Below are 23475 nucleotides of genomic sequence, written 5' to 3'. Positions count from 1 at the left end.
GATTAACAAGTGATAAAGAATAAAAGTAAAAAAACACTTGTTAAAGGAGAAAATATGTTTAAAAGAAGTTATCGGAAAAATATCGGTCTTATGGTCGGAGTTGAATTTTTTGCCTTTCTAGGCATTACTAGTTTTTGGATTTTATTTCTAAGTCAAAATGGCATGTCCCTTTGGCAGATTGGCCTTTTGGAAAGTATCTTTCATGCGACTAGCGTCATTTGTGAGATTCCTTCAGGGATGTTGGCGGATCGCTTTTCCTACAAGACCAATCTTTATCTGAGCCGGATAGCTGGGATTGTGTCTTCTGTTCTCATGTTGGCCGGGCAGGGGAACTTTTGGATTTATGCTCTGGCTATGGTGATTAGTGCTTGGTCTTATAATTTTGATTCGGGAACAAGCGCAGCTATGATCTATGATTCATCTGTGGAGGCTGGACTCAAGGAACGTTACTTATCTATCTCCAGTTTTATGTCGGGCGTGGCTGAAGCGACCCGGTCTTTGGGAACAGTCTGGGCTGGATTTTTTGTCCATGGACAATTGCATCTGACCTACTATATTATGATTGGGACCTCTATCATCGTTCTTTTCTTAACCTGGATGCTGAAAGAACCTAGTGTCAAAGCAGAAAAGGAAGAGCGTCTGACTATGAAAAAGATAATCTGGACGGTCAAAGAAGAATTGCAAAGAAATCCCAGTCTTTTCATCTGGATGATTCTGTCCCAAATCATCGGAACACTGATGTGTATGTTTTATTTTTATTATCAAAATCAATTGCCTGACTTAAAAGATTGGCAGATCTCTGCAGTCATGCTAATTGGCAGTGCTTTGAATATTTTATCGGTCTATCTGGCGAGTATGATTGGAAAGAAGTATTCTGCCCTAAAACTCTTTCCTTCAGTGGTTCTTCTAACTGGAGCAAGCTACCTGCTGTCCTATTTTGGTACGCCAATCATCTATATTTTGATTTATCTAATCAGCAACGCCTTGTATGCACTCTTTCAGCCGATTTTTGACAATGATTTGCAAAAGCAGCTGCCAAGTGAAGTACGGGCGACCATGCTTAGTGTTTATTCTATGATTTTTAGCCTGAGTATGATTGTCATTTTCCCTGTGACAGGCTGGCTGATCGATTACTTGGGATTCAGCATGACTTTTATTTATCTAGGCGGTTTTCTGCTATTGATTACGCCCTTGCTCAAAAAAGCATTAAGCAAAATAGACGAACACATTCATCAACTATAAGCAACATCTCCTTCTGTTTGACAGGAGGAGTTTTTGCTCCTTTGAAAATTATGGTAAAATAGAAACAGTTTTTAACAGGAAAGAGTATGATGAGAAATTTACTAAAATATTTCAAGGGATATATAAAGGAGTCATTACTGGGACCTTTGTTTAAGCTTTTAGAAGCATGTTTTGAGCTTTTGGTTCCATTGCTTATTGCCGGAATTGTCGATCAAACCATTCCTCAGAAGGATAGTCGCCATTTGTGGCAAATGCTATTATATTTAGTGATTTTTGCTATTCTGGGAGTGGTAGTAGCTGTTACAGCTCAATACTTCTCTTCTAAAGCAGCGGTAGGGTTCACAAGGCAACTCAGCAAAGAGCTGTATGAAAAGATATTGAAATTACCAAAGTCTAGTCGAGATCGGCTAGGAGTATCGAGTTTGGTCACTCGGTTGACGAGCGATACTTATCAGATTCAGATGGGAATCAATCAATTTTTGCGTCTTTTTTTACGAGCCCCAATCATTGTTTTCGGTGCTATCATAATGGCGTTTAGCATTCATCCAAGCATTACAATCTGGTTTGTAATGATGGTTTTGGTATTGAGTTTTCTAATTTTTATATTATCACGTTTGGTCAATCCTCTTTATGCAACCATGCGGAACATGACAGATACGATTGTGAATACAACTCGCCAACAACTACAGGGGATGCGTGTAATCCGAGCATTTGGTCAAGATGAAAAGGAAATTCAAGATTTTAATAGATTGAATGATCTTTACAAATCTTGGCAGATAAAAACAGGTGTATGGGCGAGTTTGATGGGGCCTTCGACATTTTTAGTGGTCAATGTCACTTTGCTTGCAGTTATTTGGACTGGCAATCAGAAGATTCAAGAGGGGATTCTATCCCAAGGATCTCTTGTAGCTTTGATCAATTATTTATTGCAAATTTTGATAGAATTGCTCAAATTGGCTATGCTGATTACTTCTCTTAATCAAAGTTTTATCAGTGCTAAGAGGATTCAAGAGGTTTTTGAAGAGGATGATGAAGATATTTCCAAAAGTTTGGCTCAGCAAGAAGCACAATCTGATCAAGCCATTCAAGTACAACAAATGAGTTTCACTTATCCAGAAGCCTCTAGCACATCTTTGAAAGGGATCAATTTCGAGTTAAAAAGTGGTCAGACCTTGGGAGTCATTGGCGGGACAGGAGCTGGGAAATCGACCTTGGTTCAGCTACTAGGGCACATTTATCCAGTGTCTGATGGGAAGCTAGCTATTTTTCTAAATGGAAAAAGTCCTAAAAATCTAAAAGAATGGCGCTCCTGGGTCAGTGTGGTCCCTCAGAAGGCGGAGCTTTTTCAAGGAACTATCCGCTCTAATCTAACCTTGGGGCTACCAAAAGTTCCGACGGATGCAGAGCTTTGGAAGGCTTTGGGAATTGCTCAAGCAAGAAATTTCGTTTCTGAGAAAGCCGGTGGTTTGGATGCACCTGTAGAAGCTTTTGGTCGTAATTTCTCTGGAGGTCAGCGCCAGAGATTGACAATAGCAAGAGCTGTTTTGAGGCGGGCCCCTTTCTTGATTTTGGATGATGCAACATCAGCTTTGGATTATTTGACAGAATCAAAACTTTTAAAAGCAATTCATGAGGAGTTGATAGAGACTAGTTTAGTTTTAGTTTCGCAGCGAACGAATAGCTTACGATCGGCCGATCAGATTTTAGTTTTGGACAAGGGCGAGCAGGTTGCTTTGGGAAAACATGAGCACTTGTTAGAAGTTAGCGAACTTTATCGCCAAATTCATTATTCACAACACAGAGAGGAGGAAGTATGAGGCAAATCCATTTAAAACGCTTGATGAGCGATTTGACAGCACAACCATTTCTCCTCATTTTGGCTAGTTTAGGCACCATTTTACAGGTCTTGCTAACGATTTATCTACCTATCTTGATTGGTAGAGCAGTGGATAGTGTGCTTTTGCCACAAGCTGAGAATCAGCTACTTCCTATTCTATGGCGGATGTTGTTTGTTATTCTGATGAATACCATTATCCAGTGGTTTAATCCGCTCGTATATAATCATTTAGTATACAGCTATTGCCAAGAACTTCGTGAAAAAGTGATGGTCAAGATTCATCTATTGCCACTTTCTTTTTTAGATAAGCTGGGAAATGGTGATTTGGTTAGTCGAGTAACAACTGATTTAGAGCAGCTTGGCAATGGATTGCTCATGATTTTCAATCAATTTTTTGTTGGCTTTCTAACTATTTTGCTTACCATCGTTAGTATGGCAAGACTAGACTGGTTTATGATGTTTTTAGTCTTGTTACTGACTCCACTTTCCCTTTTTGTTGCTCGTTTTATTGCGAAAAAAAGCTATCTTTTATTTAGGAAGCAAACAAAGGCTCGCGGGTATCAAAGTCAGTTAATTGAGGAGAGTTTGAGACAGGAATTGTTGATTCAATCTTTTAACGCTCAAGAGCAATTTATGGCTGATTTTAAACAGAGTAATGAAGCTTATGCGGATGTTTCACAGGATGCTATTTTTTATTCCTCAACGGTCAATCCTTCAACACGTTTTATTAATGCTCTCATATATGCCCTGATAGTGGGGGTAGGAGCAATTCGTATCATGCATGGTTCACGCTTTACCGTTGGTGAATTGACCACATTTTTAAATTATGTCAACCAGTACACCAAGCCTTTCAATGACATTTCGTCAGTCTTGTCAGAATTGCAGAGCGCTTTAGCTTGTGCAGAGCGGATTTACAGCGTTCTAGACCAAGAGGAAATAGCAGAGTCTGGTCATGAAATTCTTCGGTCTGAAGATGTCAAAGGACAGATTAGCTTTGAGCATGTGGCTTTTGGTTATGAGCCTGGAAAAGAGCTGATTCAGGATTTGAATATAAAGATTCCAGCGGCTAGTAAGGTCGCCATTGTCGGTCCGACTGGCGCTGGTAAGTCTACCCTGATCAATCTTCTCATGCGCTTTTACAATGTTGATAATGGTCTGATTTCGTTAGACGATGTTCCTATCACACATTACACCAGAGCTTCTTATCGTCAGCAGTTCGGTATGGTGCTGCAGGAGACCTGGCTCAAGACAGCAACCATTCATGACAACATAGCTTTTGGCCGGCCAGACGCCAGCCGTGAAGAGGTCATTGCAGCTGCTAAGGCAGCCAATGCGCATTTCTTCATCCAGCAGCTGCCTCAGGGTTATGATACCTACTTGGCGGATGCTGGGGACTCCCTGTCTCAAGGTCAGCGGCAGCTCTTGACCATTGCCCGTGTCTTCCTGGCTGTTCCTAAAATCCTAATCTTGGATGAGGCGACTTCTTCCATTGATACCCGGACAGAAGTCTTGATTCAGGAGGCTTTCAGCAAGCTCATGGTGGGACGGACGAGCTTTATCATCGCTCATCGCCTGTCTACTATTCAAAATGCGGACATCATCCTCGTTATGGTAGATGGTGATATCGTCGAACATGGGAATCACCAAGAGCTCATGGCAGCCAGAGGTGTTTATTACCAAATGCAGATGGCGCAGGAGTAGAAGAGGAGCTTAATTAAAGTTCATAGATTGATGCTAAAATCATAACCACCCGTTAGACGGGTGGTTATGATTGTACTCCTTTTTATTTTTCTGTCAAGAAAAAAATGAGCATTTACTCATTTTTTAAAAAATAAAATAGCATATTATTGCTATTCATGGCATTTAAAAGAATTTTTACTGGAAGTGTGATATCATAAGAGAAAGATTGCTTAGAAGGGATGAAAGTATTGTCGAAGAAACTAGTTCGAAAACCTGTTCAAAAAAGAAGTTTAGATAAATTAAACACGATTTTAGCTGTTTCGAAAGAATTATTTGCAAAAAAGAATTATTTTAATGTTACCACAAATGAAATTGCAAAAGAAGCGGGGATTTCAATAGGGACACTATATTCTTATTTTTCAAATAAAGAAGAGATTTTATCTTTAATATTAAAAGACTACAATGAATCGTTTATTGTAATCTTTAACCAACTGAATACTAGTGAAAATTTGGAGCTATTCAGTAGTGATTACAAAGGCTGGATTGAAAAATTAATTGATAATTTAATTAGTTTAGAAGATAAAGAGTTTCACGCGCAAATTGAGATGCTTTCTTATTCCATTCCTGAGGTTAAGGAAATACAGGATCAGCACAATGATAAAATGAAAGAACTCACTTATCAATGTTTGAAACATTATGTAGGTAATAAAGAAATAACAAATCTAAAATCTATTTCTAATATCCTATTTAATTTTATCACCTCTATTGTAGATGAAATTTTGTATTCCTCGCATTCAGACGAAGAGATAACTGTTTTAAGGAAGACCTCGTTAGATTGCATAGCTCTAATCTTAGAAAACTTACTTTATAGTTAAAACGATAAAAGAGTCTGGGACAAAAGTCTAACCTTAAATATAAAAAGCGAACAAAACGGAGTTATCTGACACTCAGAAGTCTGTCTTGTTCACTTTTTTGTCTAATCTATCGATTTTAAAAATTTATAATAAAGAATTCCTAAAATCAAAATCTTTTTGTCCCAGCCTCGTTCAGTCTTATTTGTCAAGAAAAAATCAGAAGTATTCATCGATGAGGTAAAAAGGTGAAATTCTAACTTACAAAATTGTAAGAAAAATGAGAGAAATGTAAGCTAAAGAAATGGAAAAAAGAACCTCTTTCTTGTATCATAGGAAAGGAAAAAGGAGGATCCTATGAAAAAAATAATTGACAATAGCAGTTTGAAACTGCTTGCTATGCTTGCCATGCTGATTGACCATATCGCCTGGGTATCTTTTCCACTGGCTACCAATATGAATATTCTCTCTCCTAACTGGCCGGCCAATAGTATGCACATAATAGGCCGCCTGGCTTTTCCAGTCTTTGCCTTTTGTATCGCGGAAGGATATCGGCACAGTCATGATGTGAGCAAGTATATGAGACGATTGGGGCTGCTGGCTCTTATCAGTATCATCCCTTTCTCTCTGATGGGCTGGGTTACTGGTCTTGGCTTTATCATGCAAAATACGGTTGTTACTCTCTTTTTGGGGCTCTGTGCTCTTTATTACAGTGATCAGCAAACAGCAACCTGGAGAAAAGTTCTAATTATTCTACTCTGTTTTACTCTGTCCATTATCGCTGACGGCGGACTGACGGGAGGAGTTTTTGGTATCTATGCCTTTGCAAAGATTAAAGACCCAATCTTCCGAAAAATTGGCGGTGTCTTGGTACTGAACAGTGTGCAAATCCTAATTTTGGCCTTCAATTTCTCCTATGATGGTCTGGCTGATCTGGCTGCCGCCTGTCTTCTGTTTCTCCTTGTGACCTCTTTCTACAACGGTCAAAAAGGGGCCAATATTGGAAAAGTATTTTACTGGTTTTACCCCCTTCATTTGCTCGCCCTGTCTCTGTTTCGAATTGCCTTTCTCTTATTTCTAATGTAGTTAATGAATGTGTTAAAAGTTGCAGTAGAAATACCTGTTAAGTTAATTTTTCTTTTGGTAAGTCTCAATAATAGAGTAAAAGAGTCTGGGACAATAGCCTCTTTGCTACAAAAAAGAGTTTGAGACAAAAAAATTTCAATTTTTAAAAATCTTAATTATTAAGCCCTTCTAATCTATAATTAAATGCGAAAAGCGAACAAAGCAGAATTCTGATTACCAGAAAACTAGTTTTGTTTGCTTTTTATATTTGAGGTCGGACTTTTGTCCCAGCCTCTTTTGCTTATAGTTCAACTTCTTCCAATCCCTCCTCCGTAAGTCGATAAATCTTCTGGCAGACTTCTTTGAGAAAGATTCGGTCGTGGGAGACAGCGATAATGGCGCCAGGATAGGTCGCTAAAAGTTGGCGAACCTGAGGCTGAGAAGTGGGAGAGAAGTTGCGGGTTGGCTCGTCCAGAAGGAGGACATTGGGGCGGTCTAAGACTAGTTTGAGCAGGAGGAGCTTGGCTTTTTGGCCACCAGAAAGCTGCTCAATCGGGTGGCGGGCCTCGTCGCGAGTGAACTGGAGACTAGCTAGATGCGTCAGGATTTTCTCTTCCTGAGCCTTGTCACCAGAGGGAGCCAGAAAGTCTAAAGGACTGCTCTCATCAGTCAGCAAGTCACCATAATGCTGGGGCATGTAGCCTACTAGCATGTCTGTCCGCTCACGCAGGATTTTCCATATTTCCTTAAGCAGAGTAGACTTGCCTACACCATTAGCACCAATCAGCCCGATTTTTTCCTGGCCGCAGACTTCCAGAGTCAGGTTCTTCGCCAGTTGTCGTTCGTTTGTTTCCAGTTTCATTCCTTCTAATTTCAGGATTCTTTTGGTCAATGGCAGAGCTTCTATGTCTGAGAAGTGAAGGCTGATGACATCTTCCTGTGTCGGGATTTCGGTCATTTCAGCACCTGCCTTTTCAAATCGTTTGCCCTGTGAGAGGACGTTTTTCATCTTCTTCGCTACCAATCGACCTGCAGTAGCGTCATGGGTGTTTCGTAAAGTATGCTCTACACTCTGCTTAACGCGTCGGTGTTTCTCCATGGTCTTGGCGTGTTCTTCCCGCTCTTTCCGTGCTAGTTGCCCCTGTTTTTCAAAGGTCTCCTGACGCTGCTGGCGGTAATTTTCATAGTCCAGACTCTTAACATTGGTTCTAGCTTCCTGCTTCTTTTTGATTCGCTCCAGATGAACAATCTTAGTAGCGGCTTGAGCGAGAAAGTGCTCGTCGTGAGAGACGAAAAGGACCGTTCTCTGGCTGTGGCTGATAAAGTTTTCCAGCCAAGTCAGAGTTTCAAGATCGAGGTCATTGGAGGGCTCATCAAGAAAGAGCATGTCCCAGTCGCTGGCTAGTTTCTTGATGAGCTGAACTTTAAGCTTTTCTCCTCCAGATAGGCTAGAGAGCTGCTGCTGACTGGCAAAACGTTGGCTGTCAAAGTTGAGCTCTCCAGCATAGCGGTAGAGCTTGGCATAGTCCAGTTCGGTCTCAAAATCAGCAAAGAAATAGTCATTGAGGGTTAGTTGGGCATCCTCTGAAGGCAGCTGCTGGGGTAAGTAGACAGCAGCAGTATGGAACTTATCAATCTGTCCACTGTAGCTGACATAGGAGCTGACAAGTCGCTCGTCTAGCAGGAGCTTGAGCAGGGTGGACTTGCCATTGCCCTCTTCACCAATAATAGCGACCTTGTCTCCTTGATTAACTGTCAGTGACAAATCTTTGACTAACTCTTTCAGGTCTTTTAGGTGGGTGATTGTTAGATTTCTTATTTGAAGCATAGATGTCTCCTTTGTTTGATAACACAAAATACAGCCCTGCTTTATTTAGCAGAGCTGTTGAAATTGCACAAATCAGACATAGGAGTGTTCAAGTAGGATTAATCGTTCATAGGCTTCCAGCTTACACTGTCATAGGAGCGACAGGATTAATCTAAAGATAAGCAAATAGAAGTTAGAAAGCATCGAAAACGAACATCCTGCGGATATGCAGAAACATGACAAAATCTACTAAATAAAGTTTCCTTTAAAAAATAGACTTAATTTTTCATGTCTCCGTGTACCTCCGAAATATTCTTGCCTCCAGTTTAGCAAATGAAGATGAGAAAGTCAAGAGTAAATCAAGGTTGAGAGCGCTTTGCCTCAACCCTGAATATTTTTTATTATAAGCTTGTAGAATGTTTAGGTTGGACTTTTTGCTCAGGATAGATATGGTTAATGGCATTGTTGACAGCAGTAGGAGCTTCCCCAAGTCCAGTCGCAATTAAGTCGATCTTACCTTCGTAACTACAGCAATCTCCAGCTGCATAGATACCTGGCACAGAGGTTTCTTGCTTGCTATTGACCAAGATTTTGTGACGGTTGAGCTCCAAGCCCCAATCTTTGAGATTGCCGACAGAGGATTTAAAACCGTAGTTGACAAATAGATGATCCAGAGGCAGCAGCTGACTTTCCTCTCCCTTGATTTGGCTGATTTCAAGGTGGGTTATCTTGCCATTTTCACCGATTAGTCGGCTAGGTACAAATGGTGTCTTTATGTCAACACTAGAAGCCTTGAGTTCTTCCACACTATGCTCCAAAGCTCGGAAGTTATCCCGACGGTGAACCAGGCTGGTTTCTGCGATTTTTTCAAAAGCTAGCGCCCAGTCAACAGCTGAGTCGCCACCGCCCAGAACAACCACCTTTTTGCCAGCGTACTGGTTGATGTTTGAAACGTGATAGTGAAGGTTGCTGTAGCTTTCAGCATCGTCTAATTCCAAAGCTCTCGGTTTGAAGGCACCACCTCCCATGGCGATGATAATGGTTTTGGTCTGATGCTTCGCTTTAGAAGTCGTAATAGTGAATCCTTCTTCACCTTTGACGATATCTAGCACTGTTTCATTGAGGCAAATCTCAGTCTGGAAAGTTTCCAGTTGCTCCATCAGACGCTGTGTCAGCTCTTCGCCACTTAGATTGGTAAAGCCAGGGACATCTAAAATTTTCTTCTCTGGATAGAGAATGGCTGGCTGACCACCTAGCTGTGGCAGAGAATCAATGATTTTAACCTTGGCTTGGCGCAAATGAGCGTAAAATGCAGCGAAGAGACCAACCGGACCGCCGCCGACAATCGTAATATCATACAGTTCAGACATAATTTTCCTCAATCTTTTTAAAATAAACTAGCATTATTGTACCATAAAAAGCGGGTGAAATGTAAGTGAATTTGTTTACGTAATATTAAAAGCCCCACTAGGGGCTTCAAATTAGATAGCAAATAAATCATTGAGGTTTTCAGCCAGCGTTGGGTGGGTGAAGATTTGCTTGCTAAAGTAAGTGTAAGGAATCTTATTATCCATGGCTACAGTCAGGATATTAATAATTTCTTGAGCTCCAGCTGAGAAGATAGTTGCTCCGACGATTTCCTTAGTCTCTGTATTGACAACAGCTTTGAAAGCACCGCGTAAGTCAGCATTGACATGTCCACGAGGCATTGCTGCGACTGGAATCTCCTTAACTGCAATCGGCAGTCCTTGCTCTTTGGCTTCCTTTTCAGTCAATCCGATTTGAGCCAAAGGAGGTGTGATAAACATGCTAGTAGGGACATTTTTACGGTCTTCTAGTGTGTAGCTGCCGTCGCCAGCCAGATAGCTATAAAGGATACGGAAGTCATCCAGTGAGATGTAAGTGAACTGCAGACCACCATTGACATCGCCCGCTGCAAATACACCAGGTACAGATGTTTCCAAATGCTTATCAACCTTGATAGCTCCGCGTTCTGTCAGCTCAATGTCAGTATTTTCCAAGTGTAGTGGTTCAACATTTGGTTTGCGACCAGTTGCATAGAGCAGGGCGTCAAAGCGAAATTCTCCAGATTCTGTCACAACCACAACTTCGTCGCCATCATTTTTAACCTGTGTGGTACGAACATTTTGTAAGAGCTGGATTCCGTCTTCTTCCATGTATTGCTTAGCCAGAGCAGCGATAGAAGGCTCTACTCGAGGGAGAAAGACAGGGGCAGCATCCAGTACAGTCACTTGACTGCCCATTTTGTTGTAAAGTCCTGCAAATTCTAGGCCGATGTTACCGCCGCCCAGAACTCCCAAGCGTTTAGGAAGTTCTTTCAGGTTTTGGATGCCTGTTGAATCGTAAACATTCTTAGTGTCAGTCAGTCCTGGAATTGGCAGGACATTGGAAATAGCACCGGTATTGATGACAATAGTCTCAGCAGTCAGTTCCTCTTTCTCATCTCCAGCTACAATCTCGATGACTTTGTTGGAAAGGAAATGAGCTTCTGCATCGATGATGTCAACACCAGCCCCGCTAACTCCTGCATAGTTCTTACTATTTAGACGACTAGTTACAGCATTTTTTTCAGCCATGACTTGGTCAAAAGCTAGACCTTTTTCAGCTGCGACTAAGAGAGTTTTGGTTGGGATGCAGGCGATATTGATACAGGTTCCCCCGTACATAGCCTTGCTTCGCTCAATCAAGGCAACTTTTTTTCCTTGGGTTGCCATTTTAGCTGCCAAAGTTTTACCAGCCTTACCAAAGCCGATAACAATCAAATCATAAGTTAACATAATTTACCTCCATTTTTCAAAGAAATTTTACCACATCTAGTCAGAAATTGCTGATTTCTGCTACGCCTATTTTATTTATGCTCTTTATTTGACATTTAAAAGTGATATGTATAAATTTTGAGCATGCTTTATCTACTATGATAATGTTTGTGTTATACTAATTCAGTCAGATTAAAGAAGGAGGACAAGATGTCTATTTTTACTAGTTTTTTGGCAAGTCTAGTTGCTCTAGAATTTTTTTATATCATGTATTTGGAGACCTTTGCAACAGCTTCAAAAACAACAGCTCGAGTCTTTAACATGACTCAGGAGGAGCTTGAGAAAGAATCAGTTAACACACTATTTAAAAATCAAGGAGTCTATAATGGTTTGATTGCTGTCTTGGTTTTGATTGCGACCTTTGTGCAGCCTAGTCCGGTTTGGCTGGGAATCTTTATGGCCTATATCATCTTAGTAGCGGCCTATGGAGCATTGACTAGTGATCCGAAAATCTTGCTTAAGCAGGGAGGGTTGGCTATACTGACCTTATTAAGTTTATTTTTCTAAATAGAGGCTGGGACAAAAGTCCTAGCCTCTCAATCGTCTTTGGATTGTCGAGCAAGACGCAGTAGTTGAGTGGACTCTACTACGCTGATTTCATCAGCTTTTACAGCCCTACTCAACTATGCGGAGGTGGGACGACGAAATCGAATTCTAACGAATTACCGATTTCTGTCCCACTCTCTTTTTTAAATAAGGATTGACTTTTCAATTAGACAAGTGTAGAATAAAAAGTGAGAATATTACATAGAAAGACGGAAAGACTATGAAAACATCTATTAAACGTTTGCCTGACGGAGAATTTACTATTTTAAAAATAATTTGGCAATTGCCAAACCCAACAACATCTGCCCAAATTATGAAAAAACTAGGGGAAGATAACCATTGGAAACCACAGACCTTATTGACAGTCTTAGCTCGCTTAACGGAAAAAGGCTTTTTAGAAAGTGTCCGTAAGGGACGTGAAAGGCAGTATACGGCCATTATCTCAGAAGATGAATACCTAGAAGTAGAAACTTCAGATTTTCTAAAGCGTTATAGTGGTCATTCCATGGGTGGCCTTGTTAAAACTCTCTTTTCATCCAATTCTTTGTCTGACAATGAATTAGACGAGTTGAGGAGTTTACTTGATCAGAATAAATAAGTGGAGTTATCACCATGAAGCAATTCCTTTTATCTTTTTTGTTAACCAGTGTTACTACCTCGATTTTAGTGATCTTACTTAGTTTATTTTTTACGTTTTTTAAGACGAGAGTTTCAGCCAGAGCAAAATATGTCATTTGGTTTTTGGTTTTGCTGAGTTTTCTCTTCCCATTCCGCCCTCAGTTTGGTTCAGGTTTGATTCGGATGAATGCTGGATCGACTATCAATACAGTGGCTACACAAGTTCCTTCTGGGACAGCACAAGCTGCTTCTCAAGTTACTGAAAAAACGATTCAGCCCGATCTGTGGCAAAGTTTCCTAAACTTGCCTTGGTTCGAGATTCTTGTTGCTATATGGGTGCTAGGCTTTATCTTTAGCATTGCTCGATATGCTTATTCCTATATTCTTTTTAGAAAGATGCTAAAACGATGGGAGACTCCTGTTGAAGATAAAGATGCTCTGGTTCAATTACAAAAGATCCAAGAAGAGATGGGGATTAAAAACAAGGTTCGCCTGCTTCACTATCCGATGTCACAAAGTCCTATGCTGATTGGCTTCAGAGATATATTGATTGTATTACCAGAGTCAGACTACACCGAAGAAGAGCTACAACTGGTTTTCAGGCATAAACTGACGCACTACAAACACTATGATGTTTTGGTTAATCTTTTGGCGATTCTTGTTAAAAGCCTTCATTGGTTTAATCCAATAGTCCGTCTAGCATGTCGAGAAACTCAAGAAGTAGGAGAAATGTATTGTGATTATGATGTCTTAAATGATCAGGACATGCACTACCGGACTTTTTATGGAGAAACCATTTTAACCATGATTGATCGCAGTAAAAAGACGCCGATTGCTCTGACGACCTGCTTTTACTCTGAAAAATTTAATCTAAAGAGACGGATTATCAGCATTATGGATAGTCGTCTACCTAAGAAGTTATTGTCTACAGTTCTTGTAGTAGCCGTCTCAGTTCTCTTGCTTTTGACTAGCTCGGTCTTTGCGATTGAAACTCCTGCAATTAATGTTCAACAAACACAGAAAGTAACCAGCAAAAAAGTATCCAAAGAATTTAGTCAAGATCAGGCTTTGGCTGTCGCCTTGAAAGATTTAGGTCTTGGCCAAAAAGATATTAAAGATTTAAAGATTGTTCGAGATAAGGACAATTACCAAATCTATTTTTCTCACGGTCAAACTGCCCATGAGGTTCTAATCAATGCAAAGAATGGAAAAGTTTTAAAATCTAAACAACATACTGTTGTCGAAAAGACTGTGACAGTTGAGAAAGAAGTCCCAAGTTCAAATCATACTTCAACAGATACGAAGCAGCCAGCTGTGACAAGACCTGGTAGTAATTCAAATGCCACAACAATTCCATCACCAAGTAAGAGTCAGACTTCATCTTCTCGAGATGATGACGATAAAGACGACGATGATGATAAGGATGACGATGATGATTAAAATTAACTCTATCTATTTAGGTTTGATATGAACCTAAATAGGTAGAGTTTTATATTTTTTGAAAAATCTCTTGACAAACAAAAACTACAAGTGTAGAATATAACTATAAACGACAAATGTAGAAATAAAATTTTTAAAATTTGAGCAGCCGCTCTCTTTCTTTTAATTTCATAAACTACATTTGTAGAAAAAGGAGAATCCCCATGAAACAAAAGAAGATTCAAACAAACTTTCAGCGTATCGAGACTAAGTATATCTTAGACCGAGCTACATTAGAGCGGTTAGAAGCTGAGATGGCGTCTTATCTTATCGCTGATGACTATGCAAGATCCACTATAACAAACATCTATTTTGATAACGATGATTTTCAGATGATTCAAGATTCGATTGCTCGCAAAGGTGGGCGTGAAAAGTTACGTATGAGAACTTATGCAGAGCAAGCTACAGATGATTGTCAAGTTTTCTTAGAAATTAAGAAAAAGTCTGAAGAAGTAGGATTTAAGTATCGCCTAGTCTCAAATCCAGTTTCTGTTGTAAATTTCATTGAAAATGGATTAGCGGATTCTACTATTTCTGATGATCGAGTGAAGGCAGAAGTAGAAGCATTACAAGAGCGCTATCTAGATTTAAAACCAAAAATGGTGATTAGCTATGATCGGTATTCTATGAAGGGATTAGAGGATAAGAAGGTGCGTGTGACCGTTGATTCAAATATTCGATATAGAGATTATGATGTTGAGTTGACTTCTGGACGCTATGGCTGGCCTTTGCTAGAAGATGGAAAAGTCATTATGGAAATCAAGGTCCCTGGTCAATATCCTAAATGGATGGCTGACATTCTCAATAAATTTGGTCTCATAGATCAATCTTTCTCAAAGTATGGAAAAGCATACCTACAGACAAAAGAAAGATTAAGCCACACAGTCAAGTCTTAAGGAAATCTCAATGCTCAATCAGTTATTTAATAGTATTTATTCCTCGGCTGAAGTGAAAATTAATCCCTTAGCTCTGATTTTTTCAATGGTTACCAGCTTGATTTTAGGGATTGTTTTAGCCAAGGTATATAAACGTCAAACGATTTATACGAAAGAATTTGTGATTACTTTGTCACTGTTACCTGCTATTATTTCAATTATCATTTTCCTAGTAAATGGCAATTTAGGTACTAGTGTTGCCGTAGCAGGAACTTTCAGCTTGATTCGTTTTCGATCTGCAGCAGGGGGATCAAAAGAGCTTCTGGCAGTCTTTATGGCAACAGCCATCGGAATTACAACAGGGATGGGATTTGTTGCTTTAGCTGTCGTTTTTACCCTATCGATTTCCTTTGTTTGGTTGATGTTTGAAAAAATGAATTTTACCTCTGTTAGCCAGACAAGACGATATGTGGAAATGAAAGTTCCAGATAATTTTGATTATGAATTACTCTTTGAAGCTATTTTTTCAGCTAACTGTAAAAGTGTTGAAATGACATCAATTGAAGCAGCTGAAAAGCAATTGATTAAGTTGGAATACGTTATTGATTTATTGCCGGAGATAAGTGATAGTAAGCTCATGCAGCAGTTTCTCGTCTATGATAAGGTTTTGTCGATGACTATTTCCAAAGCTGCTAAAAAGAAAAAACATTGTAAAAAGTGCATTTTAGAGTAATTTTTTGGAATCTCAAAAGAACAGACACATAGTATTCAATAAAAACTTGACATGAATTCCCTAATATGATATCATTAACTAGATTCTGAACTTGAAGGGAGTGAAAAACATGTCAAAAACAGTAGTACGTAAGAACGAATCTCTTGATGACGCTCTTCGCCGTTTCAAACGCGCTGTTACTAAAGCTGGTACTCTTCAAGAAACACGCAAACGTGAATTCTATGAAAAGCCTTCTGTAAAACGTAAACGTAAATCAGAAGCAGCTCGTAAGCGCAAGAAATTCTAATTGAAATAAAAAGCAGCCTTAGGGCTGTTTTTTGTTCGTGATAAAGGGTCAGTAGTTGATAATAAAAGAGAGTGGGACAGAAATCGGTAATTCGTTAGAATTCGATTTCATCGTCCCACATCCGCACAGTTGAGTAGGGTTGTAAAAGCTGATGAAATCAGCGTAGTAGAGCCCACTCAACCACTGCGTCTTGCTCGATAATCCAAAGACAATTTAGAGGCTAGGACTTTTGTCCCAGCCTCTTTAGGTTATTATTTTTTTTCAAGTAAAGCTTTGATTTCTTGAAGAACTTCAAGTTCAGTCGGAGCAGGTGCTTCTTCAACAGCTTCTTCTTGTTTTTTACCAAAGCTTTGAGCTTTTTCAGCTGCTTTGACTATGAAGAAAAGTACAGTACCAATGACAAGGAAGTTGATAACAGCACTTAGGAAGTTTCCATATGCAACGCCATTCCAAGTCAATTCTGCGATTTTATCAACACCAGCTGCGCTTAAAGCAGGATTTAAAATAAGTGGTGTAATAATATCATTTACTAATGAGGTTACAATTGCACCAAAAGCAGCACCGATAATAACGGCAACAGCTAAATCAACAACATTTCCGCGAAGTAAAAAGTTTTTTAACTCTTTTAACATTTCTATCTCCTTTAATTAAAGTCAGATTACATTATAATGAAAATAAAAAATTTGGCAAGGTATTTGCCTATAAGAAAAAAGTGGGAATAAAGGATCACTTTTCATAGGTGTGATTTTACTTTTTTTGATTTTGTTATAAAATATATGTTAGCATTCTATGATAGATTGGAGGTATTGTCGGGTGATTGACAAAGAAGTCATTTCTGAGATTAAAAACAGCGTCAATATCGTCGAAGTCATAGGAGAAGTCGTCGCTTTAACCAAAGCGGGGCGTAATTTTCTTGGACTCTGTCCATTTCATGGAGAAAAGACACCTTCCTTTAATGTCGTTGAAGAAAAGCAGTTTTATCACTGTTTTGGTTGTGGCAAGTCGGGAGATGTTTTTAAGTTTATCGAGGATTATCGTGGTGTTCCTTTCATGGATGCAGTGCAAATCATTGCTGAGCGATCGGGTATTCAACTGGCTTTAGGTCATCAAGATTTCACGCAGCAGAAGCATGAGAATCCTCATCAAGCTCTGTTTGACATCCACACAGAAGCTGCTAAGTTCTATCACGCCGTTTTGATGACGACAAAAATGGGGGAAGAAGCGCGGTCCTATTTATATCAGCGTGGTCTAACAGATGACATCATTAAGCACTTCCAAATAGGTCTAGCTCCGAGCGAAGGGACTTTTCTTTACCAAAGCATGGTAGAGAAATTCGATGAAGAGACTATCGTAAATTCTGGTTTATTTAACATATCAGAGAATAATCAAGTTTATGATGCTTTTAAAAATCGTATTATGTTTCCTTTGTCAAATGATACGGGGCAGGTGGTAGCTTTTTCAGGAAGGATTTGGAAAGAAGATCATTCTTCCAATGACCAACAAGCTAAATATAAAAATAGTCGCAGTACTCCTATTTTCAATAAAAGCTACGAACTATATCATTTAGATAAGGCAAGGCCTACTCTCAAGAAGACACATGAAGTTTACTTGATGGAAGGTTTTATGGATGTTATTGCGGCTTATCGTGCAGGAGTTGAAAATGCTATTGCTTCGATGGGGACTGCTCTAACTTATGAACATGTTCAACACTTAAGTAAATATTGTAAAAAAGTTGTTTTGGTCTATGATGGCGATAAGGCTGGTCAAGCTGCGACTGTTAAGGCATTGGATGTGCTGAAAGAATTAGCAGTCGAAATTGTTGCTATTCCTAATAATATGGACCCTGATGAATACATTCAGAGAAACTCTGTTGAAGATTTACAGTATTTATTAACCAAAACGAGAATAAGTAATGTAGAATTTCTAATTCGGTATTTGAAACCGGAAAATCTAGAAAATTTGCAAGCGCAGATTGAGTTTGTTGAAAAAATGGCGCCAATTATTGCGCAAACATCATCTATTACAGCTCAGAACTCGTATATTTACATGTTAGCAGAGCTTTTGCCAGATTTTGACTATCCGCAGATAGAGCAAACGGTTAATAATCATCGTTTGACAAATCGACAAAGTCAGCATGAACAGCTATATCAACAATCTGCCTTACAGATCAATTTGCCAGTTTCAAAGCAATTATCTCGTCTAGTAAAAGCAGAGAACCATCTTTTTAACCGGATGATGACCCATCCGATGATTTTGAACGACTATCGATTAAGAGAAGATTTTAATTTTGATACACCTGAATTACAGGTCTTGTATCGGATTCTTTGTGAAAATGGTGAAGTCACTCCACAAGATCTATCAGAACTGCCTGAGCATGTACAACATGCATGGTATCTTATGCTGGAAGAGGACTTACCAGAAGAAGTTGCATATAATGAATTGATAGAAGTAGAGTCTATTCGAAATAAAGAATTGCTCCGCAAGGAGAATCAATTAATTAGTAAAAAAATTCGCGAAGCGTCTCATAATGGTGATGTTGATACAGCAATCGAAGAATTGGAACGATTGATTGCTCAAAAAAGAAGAATGGAGTAGGAATGGCTACAAAACAAAAAGAAGTAACAACATTTGATGTACAAGTTGCGGAATTTATCCGCAATCACAAACAAGCGGGTACAGCAGTTGATGATGAAATCAACGATGCCCTAATTATTCCTTTTACCTTAGATGCTGATGGCATTGAAGATTTGTTGCAACGTATTCAGGATGCCGGCATTTCGATCACGGATAAGGAAGGCAATCCAAGCGCCCGAGTGTTAAATGCAGAAGAAGAGGAAGCTGAGCTAACTGATGAGGAGTTGCTAGGAAGTAATTCAGCTAAAGTAAATGACCCAGTCCGTATGTATCTAAAGGAGATAGGTGTTGTACCACTTCTAACAAATGAAGAGGAACAAGAATTGGCCATCTTAGTTGAACAAGGAGATACAGAAGCTAAGCAACGACTGGCTGAAGCCAACCTTCGTTTGGTCGTTTCGATTGCGAAGCGCTATGTGGGACGTGGTATGCAGTTTCTTGACTTGATTCAAGAGGGAAATATGGGTCTCATGAAGGCCGTCGATAAGTTTGACTATACTAAGGGCTTTAAGTTCTCGACTTATGCAACTTGGTGGATCCGTCAAGCTATTACACGTGCGATTGCAGATCAAGCTCGTACGATTCGTATCCCGGTTCACATGGTTGAAACAATTAATAAATTAGTCCGTGAACAACGGAATCTTTTACAAGAATTGGGACAAGACCCAACTCCAGAACAAATTGCTGAACGCATGGATATGACACCAGATAAGGTTCGTGAAATTCTAAAGATTGCACAAGAGCCTGTTTCATTAGAGACACCAATCGGTGAAGAAGATGATAGCCATCTTGGTGATTTTATTGAAGATGAAGTAATTGAAAATCCAGTGGACTACACAACTCGTGTTGTTCTTCGTGAGCAATTAGACGAAGTTTTAGATACTTTAACTGACCGAGAAGAAAATGTCCTTCGTTTACGCTTTGGTCTGGACGATGGAAAAATGCGGACGCTGGAAGATGTCGGTAAGGTCTTTAATGTCACTCGTGAACGGATTCGACAAATTGAGGCTAAAGCACTTCGCAAACTGCGTCATCCGAGCCGTAGTAAACCTCTTCGAGATTTTATTGAAGATTAGAATGACACAATGAGGAGATGATGAGATGGCAGAAAAACTCTATACACCAGAAGAAATAGATGGCATTAAAAATCGCATCCTTGAAAGTTTAGAGCAAGTCATTGACCCTGAACTTGGGATTGATATCGTAAATTTAGGTTTGATCTACGAAATTCGTTTTAACGGAGAGAATGGTGAAACAGAAATCGATATGACGCTAACTACTATGGGATGTCCTTTAGCTGATCTTTTGACTGACCAAATTCACGACGCTTTAGGAGAGATTCCAGAAGTTACCAAAGTAGAAGTAAAACTAGTATGGTACCCTGCTTGGACGGTCGAAAAAATGAGTCGTTATGCAAGAATTGCATTGGGAATTAGATAAAAATAGAGAGGTTAAGATGATAAGTCTTGACCTCATTTTTATGTAAAAATATTGATAGATAAGACGATTGATGAGGATTTGATAGGAAATCTTAAAATGAGATTTTCTTAGCTGTCTTATGTCTAAAAAAGCCGATAAAGTAAATAAAGTTCTTTTTTATAAAAATTGCATTTTCTATGAAATATGTTATAATATATTCATTGTCTTGGGGTCGTTACGGATTCGACAGGCATTATGCGACACATTTTGCAACTCATCTAGCGGATGTAAAACGCCAGTTAAATATAACTGCAAAAAATAATACTTCTTACGCTTTAGCTGCCTAAAAACCAGCCAGCGTGACCTGATTCGGATTGCTTGTGTCTGATGATAGGTCTTATTATTAGCAAGCTACGGTAAAATCTTGTCTAGGGATTTTACAAGAGATGAATAGACTCGCTTGATTTTGGCTTGAGTTATGTGTCAGAATGAAGTTAAAAGAATACATAACCTATGGTTGTAGACAAATGTGTTGGCAGGTGTTTGGACGTGGGTTCGACTCCCACCGGCTCCATGTATAAATATGGAAGATTACTCAAGAGGCTTAAGAGGCTGTGTTGGAAACGCAGTAGGCGTGTAAAAGCGTGCGTGGGTTCGAATCCCATGTCTTCCGTAATATTCAAAAGCGTCTCGTGACGTTTTTTTGTTGGACAAATCTGATAAGTGATTGATACATTTAGAATAATATTGACGCTTCTGATTTCTAAAATAGTAGCTTGATTATTTTTACTTTTATTTTGTAAAATATATTGAAATTTTTCTGAAAAGTAGTAGACTGTTACTTAGAAAAGTGAGGGTGTCTTCATGAAATTATATGTGCAATTAATGATTATTTTTTCTATTTCTTTAATTGGTGAGGGGATTTCAAATATTTTTCACTTGCCGATTCCTGGAAGTATTATTGGCTTAATCATTTTGTTTTTGGCTTTGCAATTCAAATGGTTACGTCTTCGTCATGTAAATATGGTCGGCCATTTTTTGTTAGCTAATATGACGATTCTATTTTTGCCTGCAGCTGTAGGAATTATGGACAAGTTTCATCTCATCGCCCCTTATCTTTTTCCAATTGTCTTGATTATATTCGTGGCTATTGTCTTAAATGTGATAGTGATTGCTTTTACAGTACAGTTTATCAAGAGGCGTTATGAAGGAGATTACGAAGGAGGGTCAAAGCATGACTAATATATTTACAAATCCATTGTTTGGGTTAGCTCTGTCTATTCTAGCGTATCTCATTGGAATGCTTATTTTTAGGCGTTTCCCTCATCCTTTGACAACACCATTATTATTGGCAACAATTCTAGTTATTCTTTTTCTGAGCATTACTAAAATTTCTTATAAAGATTACTATGTTGGGGGAGCTTACTTAAATAATCTGATCGTACCCTCAACAGTTGCGCTCGGTATTCCGCTTTATAAAACATTTCATCTGATGAGACATCATGCTAGAAGTATTTTGTTAGGTATTTTTCTTTCGGTTTTAGTGAATACGACTTTCACTGCGCTTGTAGCAAAACTTTTTGGAATGGATTTTTTTCTAGCAATTTCACTTTTTCCCAAGTCTGTTACTACAGCTATGGCTGTTGGAATTGTGGATAAAATGCAAGGTATTACAACGATTACTTTAGTGGTTGTTGTAGCGACAGGGATTTTGACAAGTGTCATGGGGCCAACTATTTTAAAATGGCTAAAAATAGAAGATCCTGTTGCAATTGGCTTAGCACTTGGTGGGACAGGTCATGCTGTCGGAACAGGTGCAGCCTTTAAATATGGTCAAGTAGAAGGTGCAATGGCAGGCTTAGCTATTGGTGTGACTGGTCTGATGTATGTTTTTGTTAGTCCTTTGATTGCGGGACTTATTCTAGGTAAATAAAAAAAGGTTTTTATGAACTGCACGCCAAAAAGTTAGACAAATAATTTAAGTAAAGGATTTAGTTCTGTATTGCACAGGACTAAGTCCTTTTAGTTTGACCATAATTCGTTTATTGTTGTAATAGTCAATATAGTCTACAATAGTTTGTTTCAATTAATCAAGCGATTTAAACTTCTTCTCATAGCATAAAACATTTCGGATTTCAAAATACCAAAGAAGGACTCCATCATGCCATTATCTGGACTATTCCCCTTGCGTGACATGGATGGTTGAATTTATTTATCCTCTAAAAAATGATGATAAAAACCGTGTTGGTATTGCCATCCTTGATCGTTATGGAGAATTGCATTCTCGCAGTGTTTCTCTGTGAAGGCTTGTTTCAACATCATTTTTACTTGTGATAAGTTCGGTGATGTAGAAAGATTATAGGCGATAATTTCGCTATTATAGCCATCTAAAATTGGCAATAAATAGAGTTTTTGACTGCTTGCTGGGATGGCAAATTCTGTCACATCGGTGTAGCACTTTTCCATTTGCTTTGATGCTTCGAACTGGCGTTAAATGATGTTATTAGCTTTCTTGCCAATCTATCCTTGGTACAAAGAATACTTCCGTTTACGACGAATTCTAGCCGTTAAACCAAGGACTTTCATTAGACATTGAACCCTTTTATGATTGACCAAATAACCACGATTCCTTAATTCTAAAGGGATTTGACGATAGCCGTAATTCCCTTTATGCTCAGTAAAAATAGCTTGAATTTCAGATTTAATGTCATGATTTTTATCGCTTTTCTCTAGCTACTTCGGGTGGTAATAATAGGTTGAACGAGCTAGCTTAATAATCTTTAGAAGAATATCTAAAGCAAACTCTGTTACCAATCCTCAGACAATTTCCGTTTTTCTTCTTGCTCCTTTTCGTCCCTCAATCGGAGTTCTCTCAACTTTTTAGGATAGCATTCTCCGCTCTCAAGTACTCATTTTCTGCTTAAAGACGCTCTAGTTCTGCCATTTCTTCCCAAGTTTTCTTCCGTTTACGTCCCATTTTAGCTGGTCTCCCTCTTGTTTTCTCAACAGTAGTATAGCCGTTTTTCTTGTATAGTGCTAGCCAATTAGGAAGAATCTCACAATTTGGGAGAGCATATTCGAGAGAAACTCTATCTTAAGAACGACCTTCAATCGAGGCCTTATTAATGATTTCTTGTTTTAATTTTGGAGAATAGTATCGATTCTTTTCTTTTTTGTGATTTCTATTCCTCATGTAGCTAAGATTAGAAATGTTTATCCCAAATTTATTTGAGAGTTGATTTGAGCAATATCCTTGTTTTCTTAGTTCGTAGATCTGAACTTTATCCTCATAAGTTAATTTCATAATAAAACACCCCAAAAGTTAGACAGAAAAAATCTAACTTTTGGGGTGCAGTACACAGATGTTCTGGCTCTGTTTATTGTTGATTTTCCTGCTCACTGCTACTAGCACTTGTCTCAGCCTGGCTAGAAGAAGTAGCATCATTACTTGAAGAATTTGAACTGGTCTCTGTGTTAGTTGAAACTGAACGGAGGTCTCAGTAGTATCAGAAGTAGAGGCGGTAGTCGTCTCTTTTTCGACTTTCTTTATGTTAGTGGTCGTTTGA

20 protein-coding genes, 1 tRNA gene, 1 other RNA gene and 1 pseudogene are annotated in these 23475 nt (G+C 38.9%); 18 read left to right on the top strand and 5 right to left on the bottom strand.

The features are described from left to right. Positions 1 to 54 precede the first annotated feature (54 nt). The 5 genes from HMPREF9182_RS01915 to HMPREF9182_RS01895 all read left to right on the top strand — a co-directional run bounded on the left by HMPREF9182_RS01915 (position 55) and on the right by HMPREF9182_RS01895 (position 6696). Positions 55 to 1242, top strand: a complete 1188-nt coding sequence (locus HMPREF9182_RS01915) for an MFS transporter (protein WP_009754412.1) — start codon at positions 55 to 57, stop codon at positions 1240 to 1242. Between the two features lie 89 nt (positions 1243 to 1331). Further along, positions 1332 to 3059, top strand: coding sequence for an ABC transporter ATP-binding protein (locus tag HMPREF9182_RS01910; protein WP_037602547.1), 1728 nt, complete (start codon positions 1332 to 1334; stop codon positions 3057 to 3059). Next, positions 3056 to 4780, top strand: coding sequence for an ABC transporter ATP-binding protein (locus HMPREF9182_RS01905; protein WP_009443566.1), 1725 nt, complete (start codon positions 3056 to 3058; stop codon positions 4778 to 4780). The genes HMPREF9182_RS01910 and HMPREF9182_RS01905 overlap by 4 nt, the downstream gene beginning before the upstream one ends. 218 nt (positions 4781 to 4998) lie before the next feature. Continuing rightward, entirely contained in the window at positions 4999 to 5634 is a 636-nt protein-coding gene (locus tag HMPREF9182_RS01900) for a TetR/AcrR family transcriptional regulator (protein WP_009755063.1), read from the top strand. 333 nt (positions 5635 to 5967) lie between these two features. Beyond that, positions 5968 to 6696: a TraX family protein gene (locus tag HMPREF9182_RS01895; protein ID WP_009443411.1), complete on the top strand. Its 729-nt coding sequence runs from the start codon at positions 5968 to 5970 to the stop codon at positions 6694 to 6696. Between the two features lie 280 nt (positions 6697 to 6976). On the opposite strand, the gene HMPREF9182_RS01890 is transcribed toward HMPREF9182_RS01895, so the two are convergent. From HMPREF9182_RS01890 to HMPREF9182_RS01880, 3 genes are all read right to left on the bottom strand, one after another. Further along, the gene (locus tag HMPREF9182_RS01890) at positions 6977 to 8503 is read right to left on the bottom strand and encodes an ATP-binding cassette domain-containing protein (RefSeq protein ID WP_009754909.1); all 1527 of its coding nucleotides are present in this window, start codon (positions 8501 to 8503) and stop codon (positions 6977 to 6979) included. Between the two features lie 380 nt (positions 8504 to 8883). After that, on the bottom strand, positions 8884 to 9852 hold the full coding sequence (locus tag HMPREF9182_RS01885) for an NAD(P)/FAD-dependent oxidoreductase (RefSeq protein WP_009443593.1): 969 nt from the start codon (positions 9850 to 9852) through the stop codon (positions 8884 to 8886). A 111-nt stretch (positions 9853 to 9963) separates the two neighbouring features. Next, complete coding sequence (locus HMPREF9182_RS01880; RefSeq protein ID WP_009443324.1) at positions 9964 to 11280, bottom strand: FAD-containing oxidoreductase; 1317 nt, start codon at positions 11278 to 11280, stop codon at positions 9964 to 9966. 189 nt (positions 11281 to 11469) lie between these two features. Here HMPREF9182_RS01880 and HMPREF9182_RS01875 point away from each other — a divergent pair, with 189 nt between their 5' ends. The 6 genes from HMPREF9182_RS01875 to rpsU all read left to right on the top strand — a co-directional run bounded on the left by HMPREF9182_RS01875 (position 11470) and on the right by rpsU (position 15856). Continuing rightward, positions 11470 to 11826, top strand: a complete 357-nt coding sequence (locus HMPREF9182_RS01875) for a DUF1304 domain-containing protein (RefSeq protein ID WP_009754860.1) — start codon at positions 11470 to 11472, stop codon at positions 11824 to 11826. A gap of 259 nt (positions 11827 to 12085) precedes the next feature. Next, the gene (locus HMPREF9182_RS01870) at positions 12086 to 12463 is read left to right on the top strand and encodes a BlaI/MecI/CopY family transcriptional regulator (RefSeq protein WP_009443591.1); all 378 of its coding nucleotides are present in this window, start codon (positions 12086 to 12088) and stop codon (positions 12461 to 12463) included. Between the two features lie 14 nt (positions 12464 to 12477). After that, the gene (locus tag HMPREF9182_RS01865) at positions 12478 to 13923 is read left to right on the top strand and encodes a M56 family metallopeptidase (RefSeq protein WP_009754362.1); all 1446 of its coding nucleotides are present in this window, start codon (positions 12478 to 12480) and stop codon (positions 13921 to 13923) included. A 203-nt stretch (positions 13924 to 14126) separates the two neighbouring features. Beyond that, positions 14127 to 14858, top strand: coding sequence for a polyphosphate polymerase domain-containing protein (locus HMPREF9182_RS01860; protein WP_009443360.1), 732 nt, complete (start codon positions 14127 to 14129; stop codon positions 14856 to 14858). Positions 14859 to 14868: 10 nt separating this feature from the next. Beyond that, positions 14869 to 15570, top strand: a complete 702-nt coding sequence (locus HMPREF9182_RS01855; RefSeq protein ID WP_009443932.1) for a DUF4956 domain-containing protein — start codon at positions 14869 to 14871, stop codon at positions 15568 to 15570. A 109-nt stretch (positions 15571 to 15679) separates the two neighbouring features. Continuing rightward, positions 15680 to 15856: a 30S ribosomal protein S21 gene (rpsU, locus tag HMPREF9182_RS01850; RefSeq protein ID WP_000048054.1), complete on the top strand. Its 177-nt coding sequence runs from the start codon at positions 15680 to 15682 to the stop codon at positions 15854 to 15856. Positions 15857 to 16107: 251 nt separating this feature from the next. On the opposite strand, the gene mscL is transcribed toward rpsU, so the two are convergent. Further along, positions 16108 to 16488, bottom strand: a complete 381-nt coding sequence (mscL, locus tag HMPREF9182_RS01845; RefSeq protein WP_009443978.1) for a large conductance mechanosensitive channel protein MscL — start codon at positions 16486 to 16488, stop codon at positions 16108 to 16110. Positions 16489 to 16669: 181 nt separating this feature from the next. On the opposite strand from mscL, the gene dnaG reads away from it, so the two are divergent. From dnaG to HMPREF9182_RS01815, 7 genes are all read left to right on the top strand, one after another. Further along, positions 16670 to 18451, top strand: coding sequence for a DNA primase (dnaG, locus tag HMPREF9182_RS01840; RefSeq protein WP_009754732.1), 1782 nt, complete (start codon positions 16670 to 16672; stop codon positions 18449 to 18451). 2 nt (positions 18452 to 18453) lie between these two features. Continuing rightward, positions 18454 to 19566, top strand: coding sequence for an RNA polymerase sigma factor RpoD (rpoD, locus tag HMPREF9182_RS01835; protein WP_009443739.1), 1113 nt, complete (start codon positions 18454 to 18456; stop codon positions 19564 to 19566). Positions 19567 to 19591: 25 nt separating this feature from the next. Beyond that, positions 19592 to 19930, top strand: a complete 339-nt coding sequence (locus HMPREF9182_RS01830) for a metal-sulfur cluster assembly factor (RefSeq protein WP_009443374.1) — start codon at positions 19592 to 19594, stop codon at positions 19928 to 19930. Positions 19931 to 20137: 207 nt separating this feature from the next. Then, positions 20138 to 20486, top strand: a transfer-messenger RNA (tmRNA) gene (gene ssrA / locus HMPREF9182_RS09810). A gap of 8 nt (positions 20487 to 20494) precedes the next feature. Then, positions 20495 to 20582 (top strand) — tRNA-Ser (locus tag HMPREF9182_RS01825). Between the two features lie 191 nt (positions 20583 to 20773). Beyond that, on the top strand, positions 20774 to 21151 hold the full coding sequence (locus HMPREF9182_RS01820) for a CidA/LrgA family protein (protein ID WP_009443295.1): 378 nt from the start codon (positions 20774 to 20776) through the stop codon (positions 21149 to 21151). Beyond that, entirely contained in the window at positions 21144 to 21842 is a 699-nt protein-coding gene (locus HMPREF9182_RS01815) for an LrgB family protein (RefSeq protein ID WP_009443678.1), read from the top strand. Before HMPREF9182_RS01820 ends, HMPREF9182_RS01815 begins: the two co-directional genes overlap by 8 nt. A 45-nt stretch (positions 21843 to 21887) precedes the next feature. On the opposite strand, the pseudogene HMPREF9182_RS10280 reads toward HMPREF9182_RS01815, so the two are convergent. After that, a pseudogene (locus tag HMPREF9182_RS10280) lies at positions 21888 to 23213 on the bottom strand (IS3 family transposase). Between the last annotated feature and the right edge of the window lie 262 nt (positions 23214 to 23475).

It is taken from the genome of Streptococcus sp. oral taxon 056 str. F0418 (assembly GCF_000220065.1).
Classification (GTDB): domain Bacteria; phylum Bacillota; class Bacilli; order Lactobacillales; family Streptococcaceae; genus Streptococcus.
The sequence above is the reverse complement of the archived record's forward strand: the minus strand, read 5'-3'. Positions and strand labels throughout refer to the sequence as shown.